Source organism: Mitsuaria sp. GD03876 (assembly GCF_029840635.1).
GTDB lineage: Bacteria > Pseudomonadota > Gammaproteobacteria > Burkholderiales > Burkholderiaceae_C > Roseateles.
Map to the genome: position 1 here is coordinate 46,987 of NZ_JAOCCU010000029.1, position 13,741 is coordinate 60,727.

Genomic DNA, 13,741 nt, shown 5'->3' on the forward strand with positions numbered 1-13,741 from the left:
GGCGTGGATGAGGGATTCCCCCGGGGTCGCGGCGAGGGGGCGAGGGGCGGCCGCGCGGGCGGCGTCAGGGGGAAGTCAGGCGCTGGCGCGCCGGACCAGCTCGAAGCCGATGTCGATCGAGCGCCGGTCCACCGGCCCGTCGGCGCGGTCGAGGATGAAGCGCGCGGCCTGGCGGCCGATCGCGAAGCCGTCGATGCGCACCGTGGTCAGCGCCGGCTCCAGATCGCGGGCCAGCGCCAGGTCGCCGAAGCCGACGATGGCGAGGTCCTCGGGCACGCGCAACCCGCGGGCCTGCGCCTCGATCAGCACGCCCAGCGCCAGCGAGTCGGAACTGCAGAACACCGCGTCGATGCCCGCCGGATGCTCGAGCAGCTCGGCCAGCCCGCGGCGGCCGCTGCCCAGCGTCGTCGGCGTCTCGACGGTGGCCACCGGCACGTCGGCGATGCCCAGCGCGCGGGCCTGGTCCTGGAACGCGCGGAAGCGCCGCATCGCGCGTTCGTCGCTGCCCGCGACGCCGGCCAGGCGCCGGCAGCCGCGCCCGTGCAGGAAGCTCGCGACCTGGCGGCCCACCTCCACGTGCGAGAACCCGACCAGCATGTCGATCGGATCGTCGCTCTGGTCCCAAGTCTCGACCACCGGCACGCCGGCGGCGCGCAGCCGCGTGCGCGCCTGCGGCGAATGGCTGGTGCCGGTCAGCACCAGGCCGTCGGGACGGCGGCCGATCATGGCGTCGAGCCACGCGTCCTCGCGGGCGTTGTCGTAGCCGGTCTGGCCGAGCAGCACCTGGTAGCCGGCCTCGAACAGCGCCTCGGTCAGGCTCTGCACCGTGTCCAGGAACACCGGCCCGGCGATCGTCGGCACCGCGACGCCCACCATGCGGCTCTTCATCGACGACAGCGCGCCGGCCAGCAGGTTGGGCACGTAGCCGGTCTGCTTCACCGCCTCGGTCACGCGCGCGCGGACCTCGGGCGAGACCTGCTGCGGCGTGTTGATCGCGCGCGACGCGGTGATCGGCGCCACCCCGGCGAGTTGCGCGACATCGCGCAGCGTGACGGCGCCGCTCCCTTTGCGGCGGCGCGGACGGGGAAAGGTCTCGGTGTCGGACATATGGGCGCCGATCATAGGGGCGCGGATTCGCCGTCGTAGGCCAGCACGACATTGCGTCCCGCCGCCTCCAGCCCCTCCCGGCGCGAGGTCACGAACATCAGCTGGTTGACGTTGGCCGTGGCCCAGGCGAGCGCGCGCGGCTGGGCCAGCGCCGGCGAGGCCAGCCGCAGCCGCAGCGCCTCGTCGGCCACCGCCTCGCCGATCGACAGCCGCTCGAAGGTGCGCAGGAAACCGCGCGTGGGCTCGAGCAGCCCGGCCGGGCAGCGCGCCATCACCGACAGCCAGGTGACGACGCTGATCGAGCGGTGCGCGCAGGCCTCCAGCGCCCGCGCCGCGCGCGGCTCGCCGTTCAGGTAGTCGAGCAGCAGGTCCTCGTCGATGACGGCATTCACCGGCGCTCTCCGGGCGGCGGGGTGCCGGCCTCGCCCTGCCCCTTCCACAGCCCGAAGGCCTCGGGCGTCACCTCGGCATGGCCGACGGCGAAGGCCGCGAGCGCCCGGCGCACCGCCTCCGCGCGCGAGATGCCCATCAGCCGGCACAGCCGGTCGATCTCGACGAGCTGCGCGGCGGGGATGTCGACGATGGTGCGGGTCATGCGGCTCGGCCTTCGCGCTCAGCGGACCAGGAAGTCGGGCTGGCGGAACTTCTCCTCGAGGAAGTGCCCGTTGGCGATCAGCGCCTGCGCGTCCTGCCGGGCCGCGTTGGCGACGATCTCGCGCATCTGCGCCTCCAGCAGCGCGAGCTGCTCCGCCAGCAGCTGCCGCGCGGTCTTGCCGTCCTTGAGCGCATGGCTGGCCCGGAACGCCGGCGGCAGCGCGACGTAGTTGGCCAGCGTCTCCGGCAGGTAGCGCAGCACCGTCTGGCGCACGGTGAACAGGTCCTCGCTGTGCAGGCCGGAGTCGCGCAGCCGCGGCAGCACCTCGGCCACCGAGGCCCGGATCGAGGCCAGTCCCGGCCGGACCTCGTCGGGCAGGTGCGGCAGCGCGTGCGCGATCACGTCGTCCAGGCGCTGCATCGTCTGCTCGTGGGTCAGGCTGTCCTCGATCGCGCGCTCGAGCTCGGGCTGGCGCCGGCCCAGCAGCAGGCCCGCGACATACAGCCCGGCGGTGATCAGCAGCCAGCCGTGGTCGATGACGCCGGCGAACAGCAGCGCCGGCCCGGCCAGCGCCAGCGCGCAGCCCAGGATGTTGCCGCTGCCGTACAGGAACAGCAGCGCGCGGAGCTTCAGGGATCGCTGCGCCGCCATGTCACTGGTAGCCGCGGATCTCGCGGAACACCTGCGCCAGGCGCGAGCGGCGGCCGTCGAACTCGCGCCCGCCGGTCATCTGCGCGATCTGCTTCATCTCGTCGACGTTGCCCTCGCCGAACAGGATCGGGAACACCCGCGCCGGCGCGCCCTGCCCGTAGCGCTGCTTGAACGCGGCGAAGGACAGGCCCTTGTTGCTCTCGCCGTCGGTCAGCAGCGCGACGCTGACGAAGCGCTCGGGGTGCTCGCGGCGTTCCTGCGCGGCGACCTCCAGCGCCGCCGCCAGCGCCGAGTACACCGCCGTGCCGCCGCGCGGGCGCAGCTCGTCGGCGACGCCGGCCAGCCGGGCGCGGGCGCCGGCGATGTCGCCGGCGTCGAAGGGCACCAGGATGGGCTCGTCGACGCGGTCGTCGAACGGGATCAGGATCACGCGCTCCCGCCCCTGGAAGGCCGCGAGCCGCGCGCTGGCCGTGGTCTGCGCCGCGCCGCCGAGCACCTTGAGCGCCTCGCGCATCAGCTCGATGCGCTCGCCCTTCATCGAGCCGCTGATGTCGAGCACGAAGATCGACGTCGAGGGCTTGCGCCACTTGGCCTGGTAGGCCGACAGCACCGCGTCGATGACCTCGAGCTTGTTGGGGAAGGACAGTTCCGCGATCGCCGCGGTGGGCAGCGCGGCCGCGGCGGCGACCTGCGGATTGGCCGGTCGCAGGAAGGCCGGGCCGAGCGCGTCGCGCTGGAACTCCACCGCCTTGAGCGCGGCGACCAGCTTGTTGTAGGGCTCGCGCCGGGCCTCGTTCAGCAGCATCAGCGGGTAGTCCGCCGAGATCATCCCGTCGCGCGGGTAGACCAGCGTCAGGCGCTGCGCCGGCGGCAGCTTCTCGTTGGCGCGCAGGATCACCGCCTCGTAGTTCACCATCGCGTCGATCGGGCCGGGGTCCTGGGCGAAGGCGTCGGCCAGCCAGCCGGAGCTGCCCGCCGTCAGCCGCTGGCCGGACAGGAAGGCGGTGATGACCTTCTCGTCGACATCGGACGCGGCCATGTCCTCGGTCTTGCCCGAGGACGCCGCGGCGACCGCGAACAGCGCGCTCATGCCCGAATTGGAGCTGGCCGCGTTCGTCATCGCGTAATGCAGCTTGCCGCCGCTGGCGGCCTTGGCGATGTCGGCCCAGGTCGGCGCGCGCCGGTCCCAGCCCAGGTCGGCCAGCTTGGCCGCCTTCACGCCCAGCGCGATGCGCGAGTAGAAGAGCTTCTCCCGCGCCAGCGGCGGCTTGGCCAGCGCCAGCGACGGATAGGCGCCGTTGGGCGGCAGGATCGCGTCGAACGCCTCGCCGGCGTTGATGCGCTCGACGATGTCGAGCGTGCCGGCGTAGCTCATCTTCACCTCGACCCCGGCGGCCTTGCCGGCGGCGACGATCGCGGGTTCGAGGTCCTTGACCTCGGAACCGGCCAGCACGGTGAACGCCAGCGACGCGGGCGCGGCGGGCGGCGCGCTCGAGGCCTCGTCGCGCCTTCCGCAGCCCGCGAGCAGCAGCGTCGAGGACAGCGCCGCAGCCGCCCACCGCATCGCCGACCTCACAGGGACACCTCCCCCGAGGCCTGCAGCGCCGCGGCGGATTCCTGGCGGCGCACGCGGTCCAGGTAGGTCTTGCTCTTGGCGACCTCGTCCGAGAGCACGTCGACCGTCGTCTGCATCGACGCGAGCGCCTTCGTCTTGAAGTCGGCGATCGTGTCCATCGTCTGGTAGATGTTGGTGAAGGCCTGCTGCAACTTGGCGATCTCGATGGTGCTGGAGGCGGCCTGCTGGTGGATCGCGGCGCTCTGGTCGCGCAGCAGCTCGCTGGTGCCGGCGATCAGGTTGCCGGTGGTGGTGTTCAGCGCGGAGATCTGGTCCAGCACCAGCTTCTGGTTGTTGAGCGCCTGCGCCACGATCACCGCGGTGCGCAGCGCCGAGACGGTCGTCGTCGTCGCGCGGTCGACGCCCTTGATCAGCTCCAGGTTGTTCTTGCGGATCAGGTCCAGCGCCAGGTAGCCCTGGATGTTCACGGCCTGCTGCGTCAGCAGGTCGGTGACCTTCTGCCGCGTGTAGAAGAGCATCTCCTCGCGCACGACGCGGGCCTTCTCGCCGTCGACCAGGTCGAGCGCCTTGGCCTTCGCGTCGAGCTGGCCATCGAGCGTCTTGCCGATGTGGATGTACTTCTCCAGCCGCTCCATCAGCGTCCAGAGGTTGACCTTCTCCTGCTCGATGGCGGCGTTGTCGCGCATCAGCTCGTCCTTGCCGCCCTTGAGCGCCTCGATGATCGCGTTCAGGTGGGCCTGGGAGGACTGGTAGCGGTCGAAGTAGTCGGCCAGCTTGTTGCCCATCGGGATGAAGCCCAGCAGCTTGCGCGCGGAGAACAGGTCGCCCTGGCGCGACGGATCGAGGTCCTCGACGGTGCGGCGCAGGTCGATCAGCGACTGGCCGATCTGCGCGCCCTGGTCGAGGATGCCGTTCTTCAGCGAGCCCACCGGGCGGTCCAGCATCCGGTTGGAGGCCGAAGCGGCCGCCTCGATGTCCTTGTTGCCCATCGCGTGGATGCGCTCGACGGCCTGCTTGAAGGTCGGATGCTGGGCGTCGTGGGTGGTGATGTCGTCGATGAACTGGCGCACCTGGCCGTCGAGCTCGGCGACGTCCTCGGGCTTGAGCCGCACCTTGCCGGCGGCGGCCTCGGCGGGCACGACCTGCACCGGCGCGGGCGGCTCCAGCGTGAAGGCCTGCGGCGGCTGGAGCGTGTCCAGCGCGGTGGGAGCGGCGGTGGTGGTGGTCTGGTTCTGCGAAGCGGTCATGCGGTCCTCCTGGGGACGAGGGTCACTTGAAGCGGGCTTCGACGCCCTGGATCATGCGTTCGAGCCATTCGTAGCTCGGCGGGTCGACGACGTCGACCAGCACCGGCGGCACCTTGACGCCGCGCTGGGCCCAGGTCTCGGGGCCCTTGACGTCGCCGCCGGTGCGGAAACCGTATTCATGCGCGAGCTCGCGCAGCTTGGGATCGGTGTCCAGCGCCTCGCCCAGGCGGGCGCCCTTGTCGTTGTAGGGCACCAGCACGTGTTTCGAGTACACGGTCGGGCGCGGATAGAGCACCACCATGTCGCCCTTGACCCGGTCCGGGTTGCGCAGCCAGAACTCGACCATCTGCGACTCGTAGGCGACCAGCAGCGGCGCCTTGCCCATGCCCAGCGCGAGGTAGTCCTCGAAGGGGCCGGCCGAGCTCTGCTCCTGGAAGCCCTGGCGCAGGAACAGCGGCGCGACCACCGGCAGCACCTGCTCGACCTCCTCCTGGCTCTGGACGATCTGCTGCTGGTTGGCCAGGTAGCTGGCCAGCGCCAGGTACATCGCGGCGGAATTGGAGGTGCGCACGTCGGTGGAGTTCACCAGCACCGCCTTGCCGGTGGCGAAGGCCTCGCTCTTCTTGAGGTCGCGCCAGCGGGTGCCCTGCTCGATCAGCGTCATCAGGCGCTGCAGGTCGACGATGTAATAGAAGTCGCCGTCGCGCTGGGCGATGCCGTTGGCCACGAGGATCTCGGCGATCGGCTTCCAGCTGGCGAAGACGATGGGCGTGTAGAACGGCGTGTAGACGTTGGGCGCCTTGGCCGCCGCCTTGAGCTGCTGGCCGGCGGGAGCGCCGGAGGGGAAGCCGAAGTCGTACTTCGTGGCGTCGACCCGGGCGGCGATGGCGCGGGAGCCGGCCTTCTCGACCGCGACCGTGATGCCGCGGGCGGCGAGCGCCTGCTGGACGCGGGGGTCGTTGAAGAAGGCTTCCTTCTCCGAGCCGATCAGCCCGCGCAGCGTGACCTGGCGGTCGCGCTCCTGCTGGGCGGTGACGGCGGCGGTCTTGTCCTGCCCGAGCCGCGCGTTGGAGTACCAGATGCCGCCGCCCACCGCGGCGATGAGCGCGATCGCCAGGACGGGGGCGATCAGTTTGCGAATTTCCAAGGTGACAAGCCCCTTGAAGGCAGGCGTGAAAGGCCACGCGAGGGCGGACGATATCGACCGGTGATGACGCCAACAAGTCACCCCGTGGAGTGTGTGACGAGCGGCAGGGCCCGAAAGAGCCAGGAAGACCCAGGGCGAGCCGCCTCCCCCGCGGTCGCCACGGCCGTCCCGCCGTCCGGCGTCCGGCGTCCGGCGCCGCCGGGTGGCCCACAGGCGTCGGCACATTGCCTACACGCGGCTGCGTGGACGCGCGGACCCGGGGTGTCGCCCCTGGCTTCTGTTGGAGAACCTCCCTGGAAACGAAGATTCATCCATCACAAAGCAGGGGGTCACATGAACACGTTCTCGAAGCAAGCCATCCGTTTCAAGCGCATCGCCATCGGCCTGGGCCTGGCCGCGGCGGCCACCGGCACGATGACGGCCAACGCCACCACGGCGCAGAACACCTTCCAGGTGACGGCGACGATCTCCAGCTCGTGCACCGTGTCGGGCTCGACGCTGAACTTCGGCAGCGCGATCGACCCGCTGGCGGCCGGCGTGCCGCTGGACGCGACCTCGACGCTGACGGTCACCTGCTCGAACACGACCCCCTACGCGGTCGCCCTGAACGCCGGCGCCAACGCCGGCGGCGCGTCCAACTTCACGACCCGCACGATGAAGAGCGGTTCCAACACCCTGGGCTACCAGCTCTACCTGGACTCGGGCCGCACGACGGTCTTCGGCGACGGCACCGCCAGCTCCAGCACCAAGAGCGGCACCGGCTCGGGCAGCGCCCAGTCCGTCACCGTCTACGGCCGCATCCCGTCGCTGGCCAACGTGGTGCCGGGCACCTACACCGACACGGTGACGGTCACCATCACCTACTGATCCCCCCGGCACGGGCCTCCCCGGCCGCGGGTTCCCCCTCCCCGCGGCCCGGCGTCCAGGCGCCGCCGCCCGCCCCCAAGGCGCGCCCCCGGGCGCGCCTTTGGCATTTCCGTCCGGCGACAATCCGCCCCGCTTCAGGCCCTGACGGGTGGACCGGACGATGACGCATGCCGAGGTGATGGAGGACATGGCAGGCCGCGCGCAGCAGCGGCTGGCGCTGCTCATGACGCTGGCGGTGCTGGCGTCGATGGCGCTGGCCCTGCCGTTCGCCTCGCTGCCGCTGCAGGCGCTGCCGCACGTGAGCGGCATCTACGGCGCCGCCACCGCCATGATCGACCTGGCGACCTTCTGGCTGCTGGCCTCCGCGCCGCGGCAGCCCCGTTCGCACGCGATCCTGGCCGCGGCCTACCTGTTCGCCGGCCTGATGGCCGTGCTGCACGTGCTGACCTTCCCTGGCGCGGTCTTTCCCGGCCAGCCGGTGCTGGGCTCGCCGCACGCGGTCAGCCTGCTGTTCATCGCCTGGCGGGCCGGTTTCGCCGCCTTCGTCTTCTGGGCCGTGCTGGTCGCCGGCCGGGAGACCGCGCCCGGCCCGCGCCAGGCCGGCTCGGCCCCGATCCTGATCGCGCTGCTGGCCACGGTGGCGGCCTTCGCGGTGTCGCAGTGGTCGGACGCCGCGGCCCTGTCGACGGTCGCCGGGCGGCAGATGTTCAGCGACGTCAGCCGCCACGGCTCGTACGCGAGCGCGGCCTTCGCGGCGCTGGCGACCGCGCTGATCGGGCTGCGCGGGCTGTTCCGGCGTTCCCTCTTCGTCTGGCTGGTCTTCGTGCTGATGGCCGAGGCCGCGGGCGTCTGGCTGAGCACCTTCAGCGGCGGGCGCTACACGCTGGCCTGGTACGTCACCCGCGCCGAGGGCCTGGTCGCCAGCACCGTCGTGCTGGTGGTGCTGGCGCGGCACTTCCGCAGCCTGCAACTGGACCTGGCGGAGACGGTGACGATGCTGCAGGGCCGCACGGAGGCGCTGCAGGCGGAGATCCACCGGCGCGAGCGCGCCGAGGCGCACCTGGCGCAGGCGAAGAAGCTCGAGGCCGTCGGCCAGTTGGGCGCGGGCCTGGCGCATGACCTGAACAACATCCTGCAGGTGGTGACGGGCCGGCTGTCGATCCTGCAGCGGCGGGCGGGCGAGGTGGTCGACGCCGACGTGGCGGTGATCCGGCGCAACGTGCGCAAGGGCGAGGCGCTGACCCGGCAGCTGACGCTGCTGTCGGGACGGCGCAGCCTGAACGCGCGGCCGCTGGATCCGGCGACGGTGCTGCCGGAGATCGCCGAGGGGCTGCGGGCGCTACTGGCGCCGCGCCACGAGGTCCGGCTGAGCCTGGAGACGCCGTTGCCCGGCATCGAGGCGGACCCGCTGGAGCTCGAGATCGCGCTGACCAACCTGGCGACGAACGCGCGCGACGCGATGCCGGACGGCGGGACGGTGGAGATCGCCGCGTCCCGGTCGGCGGCGGCCGGCCGCGCGTCGCTGGTCCTGCGGGTGCGCGACAGCGGCGCCGGCATGGCGCCGGAGCTGCTGGAACGCGTCTTCGAGCCCTTCTTCACGACTAAGGAACCCGGCAGGGGCACGGGGCTGGGGCTGCCGCAGGTCTACGGCTTCGTGTCGGCCAGCGGCGGCGCGATCGAGGTGGACAGCGCGCCGGGCCGCGGCACGACGGTGACGATGACCTTCCCGGTCGACGACGCGAAGGCCGCCGGCCACGCGGAGACGGTGCCGTCGGACGGCCTGCGCGCCGGGCAGGTGGTGCTGCTGGTCGACGACAACGACGATGTCCGCGAGGCGTCGGCGCAGTTGCTGGCGGCCGGCGGCTGGGTCGTGCGCAGCGCCAGGAACGCGACGGAGGCGCTGGCGCTGCTCGAAGGCGAGCTGCGCGCGGACGTGATGATCTCGGACGTCGTGATGCCGGGCGGCATCGACGGCGTCGCGCTGGCGCGCCGCGCCCGCGGCCTCAAGCCGGACCTGCGCGTGGTGCTGGTCACCGGCTACAGCGACGCCGCCGCGACCGCGAGCGCGGAAGGCCTGCCGGTGATCAGGAAGCCGTACGACCTGGCGGCGCTGGGGCGGGCGCTCCAGTGAGCGCCGCCCGGCACCGCCCGGGGCATCCTCACCACTCCGCCCGCATCGCCCCCTGCGTCTTCGACGCATCGAACACCATCCGTCCCGGCCAGGTCGGCCAGTAGCTGCCCAGGCTCGCGTTCTGCGGATTCCCGGTCCAGGCGAACGCGCCGATCGACCGCATCATCGCGTCCGACAGCGCCAGCCGGCCCGGCTTGTTGGCCTCGCTGAAGGCGAAGGACAGCGCGCTGCGGCCGAAGTTGCCGAACACGAACGGCAGGTCCATCGCATGCGCCGCGCCGTACACCGTGTCGAACGGCGCCGGCTCCTCGTCCCAGTCGAAGCGGTAGTACCAGGTCTGCCACGGCTGCTGGAAGGACAGCGCGTTCATCGACTCGATCGTCCCCTTGCCGAAGACCGCCGTCGTCGCCACCGACGAGATCGTGTTCCAGCCCGTGACCGGCCGGTCCACCGGCAGGAACAGCGGGTTCAGGAAATCCGCCTCCGTCAGCGTCGGCGGCGCGTCGGGATCGAACTGGTACTGCATCGTGAAGCGGTCGTACTCGCTCGCCTTGAACGGGCCGAACAGCTTGCCCTCGTCCCGCGTGTTGCCCGCCAGCATCGGCACGCGGTTGTACTGGCCCGTCCAGATCGCGGCGATCGGACTGGACGGCAGCACCGTGCCGTCGGCGAAGACCGCCGGCGCCGGCACGCCCACCGCCCGTTCCGCCTGCACCAGCTGCTGCGCCGTGCGCGAACGCAGGAAGTCCGCCACCTGCTGCCGCGTCTGCGTGAGCAGGTAGAGCTCCGCGGAAACGTCGTCCCAGGCCCGGCCGTCGGCGATCAGCAGCTTGTGCATCAGCGCGCCGGCGTACAGCTTGGCCGTCAGCCCGTCGGTGGTCTGCATGCCGCCGCTCATCGACACCGCCTTGTGGAACAGCCCCCGCGCCAGCGGCGACACCAGCAGCGCCCAGGTGTTCACCGAGCCGGCGGACTCGCCCATCACCGTGACGTTGCCCGGATCGCCGCCGAAGGCCGCGATGTTGGTCCGGATGTACTTGAGCGCCTGCAGGTGGTCCAGGTTGCCGAAGTTGCCGGAGTCGTTGCGGGGCTCGCCGGTCTTGAGCTGTCCCATGTCCAGCCAGCCGAACAGCCCGAGCCGGTAGTTGATCGTCACCACCACCGCCCGCGCCTTCGCTGCCAGCGGGCCGCCCTGGTAGATCGGGTCCGACGAGTAGCCGCTGATGTTGCTGCCGCCGTGGATGAAGACGATCACCGGCAGCGGGCCGGCGTTGTCCGCGGGGCGCCAGACGTTGAGCGTCAGGCAGTCCTCCGAGCCCACCAGTTGCCCGAAGCCGTCGCGCACCGACAGCCCGAACGGCGCGTTGTCCGGCGCGGGGCTGAAGAAGCGCCCCGACTGCGCGCACGACGGGCCGAAGGCCGTCGCATCGCGCGCGCCCGCCCAGGCGTCGGGATCGACCGGCGGCTTCCAGCGCAGCGCGCCGGTTGGCGGCTTGGCGTACGGCAGGCCGAGCCACCGGAAGGTGCCGGTGCGGGCCTCCGCCGCGCCGCGCACCAGCCCCTGGGCGGTGGCGCGCCACAGGCGCGGGTCGACGGACGCGGCGCCCGCCGTCGCCTCGGCGGCCATGGCCGCGGGGGCGGCGGCCGCGAGCAGCGCGGCGCCGGCAAGGACAAGGGCATGGGCCATCCAACGGAATCTCGGCATCGTTGTCTCCTGGTCGTTGTCGTTGGGGAACAAGCGCTCAGGCAGCGGCCCGTGCCGCGGCCCTACGCGGGGGGTACGCCTTCCGGACGGAGGTGGCGGGCCTCGAAGGCCGCCGCGAGCTGCTGGTCCACCTGGACGCTGCCCGCGCCGGGGATGGAGTCGCCGGCCCGCTCGCTGATGTCTTCCCAGTGGGACTGCACGCGCTGGGCCGCGTCCGGCGCCATGCCGATGTAGCGGCCCGCCGTCAGCGACACATAGGCCCGCGCGTAGTGGCCGGCGCCGGCGCACAGGATGGCCCGCGTGGGCGCGTCGCCGCCCACCAGCGCGAGCAGCGCGGGACTGACCGCCTCGGGCACCAGCGCGCGCTTGGCCTCGGGGGTCAGCAGGCTGTCGGTCATGCCGGTGGCCGCGGTCGGCGCCAGGCAGTTGACGCGGATGTCGTACTTCGCACCCTCCAGCGCCAGCGTCTGCATCAGGCCGACCACCGCCATCTTCGCGGCGCCGTAGTTGGCCTGGCCGAAGTTGCCGTACAGGCCGGAGGACGAGCTGGTCATCACGATGCGCCCGTGGTTCTGCCGCCGCATCACCTCCCACACCGCCTTGGAGCAGATCACCGAGCCCATCAGGTGCACGTCCAGCACCAGCCGGAACTCGTCCAGGCTCATCTTGGCGAAGCTCTTGTCGCGCAGGATGCCGGCGTTGTTGACCAGGATGTCGATCCGGCCCCAGCGCCGGCGCGTGTCGGCCACCACCGCCTGGATCTGCGCCTCGTCGGTGACGGAGGCCTGGTGCGCCACCGCCTCGCCGCCGGCGCGCGCGATCTCCTCGGCCACGCCCGCGGCGCTGTCGCCCAGGTCCACCAGCACCACGCGCGCGCCCTGCCCTGCCAGGAACTTCGCATGCGCGCGGCCCAGCCCGGCGCCCGCGCCGGTGACGATGGCCACGCGGCCCTGCAGCGGCATCGCGCCGCCCTCTCGCGGCGGCTGCGCGTACGCGGCCAGCGGCGGCTCGCGCAGCTCGCGGCGCAGCACCTTGCCCACCGACGAGGTCGGCAGGCTCTCCAGGAACACCACGTGGCGCGGCACCTTGTAGGCGGCCAGTTGCTCGCGGCAGTGCGCCAGCACGTCGGCCTCGGTCAATGCCGCGTCGCGCTTCACGACGAAGGCGCGCACCGCCTCGCCGGTCTTCTCGTCGGGCACGCCGATGACCGCGCAGCCGGCCACGCCGGGCAACGCGGCGATCACGCCCTCGACCTCGTTCGGGTACACGTTGAAGCCCGACACCAGCACCATGTCCTTCTGCCGGTCGCAGATGCGCAGCAGGCCCTGCTCGTCCAGCAGGCCGATGTCGCCGGTGCGGAAGTAGCCGTCCGCGGTGAACGCCACCTCGTTGGCCTGCGGCTGGTGCCAGTAGCCGCGCATCACCTGCGGGCCCTTGACGCAGATCTCGCCCTGCTCGCCCGGTGGCAGCGGCCGCCCCGCGGCGTCGGCGATGCGCACGTCGGTCGACGGCACCGGCAGGCCCACCGTGCCGCTGAAGCGCGTCTGCGCGAACGAGTTCACCGTCAGCACCGGCGCGGTCTCGCTCAGGCCGTAGCCCTCCAGGATGTGCCGGCCGACGCGCTCGCACCAGCGCTCGGAGGTCGCGCGCTGCACCGCCGCGCCGCCGCCGATCGCCAGCTTCACCCGCCGCAGGTGCTCGTCCCGCAGCTGCGGCAGCGCCAGCAGGATGCCGAACAGCGTGTTGACGCCGGTCACGGCGGTCACCCGCTCATGGGTGAAGGCGCGGGACAGCGCCTCGGCATTGCGCGGATCGGCCACCAGCACGTTGCGCGCGCCGAAGGTCGCGAAGGTCAGCAGGTTCACCGTCAACGCGAAGATGTGATACAGCGGCAGCGCCGTCAGGATCGCCTCCGCGCCCGGCGTGATCGCGCCGCCCAGCATCGCGCGCATCTGCAGGATGTTGGCCACCAGGTTGCCGTGCGTCAGCTCCGCGCCCTTGGACAGGCCGGTCGTGCCGCCGGTGTACTGCAGCAGCGCCAGGTCCTCGCGCCGCAACGGCGGCGGCGTCCAGCCGGCGGCCTCCGCGCCGCGCGCCAGCGCGTCGTCGAAGGACACGGCGCTCACCCGCCCGCGCGCGACGCTCGCCGGCGTGCTGCCCACCACGACGATGCGGTCGACCTCGGCCGCGTCCAGCGCGTTCACCGCGACCGGCAAGGCCTGCGGCGACACCACCAGCACCCGCGCGCCGCAGTCGCGCAGCTGGTGACGCAACTCGCGCACCGTGTACTGCGGATTCACGCTGACCTGCACCGCGCCGGCCTTCAGGCAACCGAGCAGCACGATGGGGAAGGCCATCACGTTGCCCAGCATCACCGCGACGCGGTCGCCCGGCCGCACGCCGGCGACCGCGCCGAGCCACGCGGCCCAGGCGTTCGCGCGGGCATGCAGCTCGGCGAAGCCCAGGTGCTCGTCGCCGCTCGTCACCGCGACCTGCGCGGCGAACGGCGCGGTCATCGCCTCCAGCAGCGCCGGCAGGTTGTCGAAGGCGGCGGCGTCGATCTCGGCCTCGGCGCCGGGCGGGTAATGCGCGAGCCAGGGGCGCGCGGCGGTCGGAGTCCTGGAAGTCATGTCGATGAGGAATGGAAAGACGAAAACGGACGTGAGTCGGCGAACAGGCGGGGGCGGGGGCGTGGTCGCGGGCCCGGGCGCGACG

11 protein-coding genes are annotated in these 13,741 nt (G+C 72.3%); 2 read left to right on the plus strand and 9 right to left on the minus strand.

Translation table 11 applies throughout. The features are described from left to right. Positions 1-75 precede the first annotated feature (75 nt). From N5D62_RS18335 to N5D62_RS18365, 7 genes are read right to left on the minus strand one after another with little or no spacing between them, the layout of a single operon-like run. Complete coding sequence (locus N5D62_RS18335; RefSeq protein ID WP_279759315.1) at positions 76-1,107, minus strand: LacI family DNA-binding transcriptional regulator; 1,032 nt, start codon at positions 1,105-1,107, stop codon at positions 76-78. Positions 1,108-1,118: 11 nt separating this feature from the next. Continuing rightward, positions 1,119-1,499, minus strand: a complete 381-nt coding sequence (locus N5D62_RS18340) for a hypothetical protein (protein ID WP_279759316.1) — start codon at positions 1,497-1,499, stop codon at positions 1,119-1,121. After that, positions 1,496-1,702, minus strand: a complete 207-nt coding sequence (locus tag N5D62_RS18345) for a ribbon-helix-helix domain-containing protein (protein WP_279759317.1) — start codon at positions 1,700-1,702, stop codon at positions 1,496-1,498. Before N5D62_RS18345 ends, N5D62_RS18340 begins: the two co-directional genes overlap by 4 nt. An 18-nt stretch (positions 1,703-1,720) precedes the next feature. Continuing rightward, the gene (locus N5D62_RS18350; RefSeq protein WP_279759318.1) at positions 1,721-2,353 is read right to left on the minus strand and encodes a hypothetical protein; all 633 of its coding nucleotides are present in this window, start codon (positions 2,351-2,353) and stop codon (positions 1,721-1,723) included. A 1-nt stretch (position 2,354) separates the two neighbouring features. After that, positions 2,355-3,917, minus strand: a complete 1,563-nt coding sequence (locus tag N5D62_RS18355) for a VWA domain-containing protein (RefSeq protein WP_279759319.1) — start codon at positions 3,915-3,917, stop codon at positions 2,355-2,357. Between the two features lie 8 nt (positions 3,918-3,925). Then, positions 3,926-5,176, minus strand: a complete 1,251-nt coding sequence (locus N5D62_RS18360; protein WP_279759320.1) for a toxic anion resistance protein — start codon at positions 5,174-5,176, stop codon at positions 3,926-3,928. 22 nt (positions 5,177-5,198) lie between these two features. Then, positions 5,199-6,323 (minus strand): hypothetical protein, encoded by a 1,125-nt coding sequence (locus N5D62_RS18365; protein ID WP_279759321.1) that lies wholly within the window; start codon positions 6,321-6,323, stop codon positions 5,199-5,201. 333 nt (positions 6,324-6,656) lie between these two features. Between N5D62_RS18365 and N5D62_RS18370 the strand changes: the two genes are divergently transcribed. Both N5D62_RS18370 and N5D62_RS18375 read left to right on the plus strand, forming a co-directional pair. Next, positions 6,657-7,190, plus strand: a complete 534-nt coding sequence (locus N5D62_RS18370; protein ID WP_279759323.1) for a spore coat U domain-containing protein — start codon at positions 6,657-6,659, stop codon at positions 7,188-7,190. 160 nt (positions 7,191-7,350) lie between these two features. Next, entirely contained in the window at positions 7,351-9,321 is a 1,971-nt protein-coding gene (locus N5D62_RS18375; RefSeq protein ID WP_279759324.1) for an ATP-binding protein, read from the plus strand. Positions 9,322-9,349: 28 nt separating this feature from the next. Here N5D62_RS18375 and N5D62_RS18380 read toward each other — a convergent pair whose 3' ends face one another. Both N5D62_RS18380 and N5D62_RS28290 read right to left on the minus strand, forming a co-directional pair. After that, on the minus strand, positions 9,350-11,026 hold the full coding sequence (locus N5D62_RS18380) for a carboxylesterase family protein (RefSeq protein WP_279759325.1): 1,677 nt from the start codon (positions 11,024-11,026) through the stop codon (positions 9,350-9,352). A gap of 62 nt (positions 11,027-11,088) precedes the next feature. Further along, complete coding sequence (locus N5D62_RS28290; protein ID WP_347881824.1) at positions 11,089-13,656, minus strand: SDR family NAD(P)-dependent oxidoreductase; 2,568 nt, start codon at positions 13,654-13,656, stop codon at positions 11,089-11,091. Positions 13,657-13,741 lie beyond the last annotated feature (85 nt).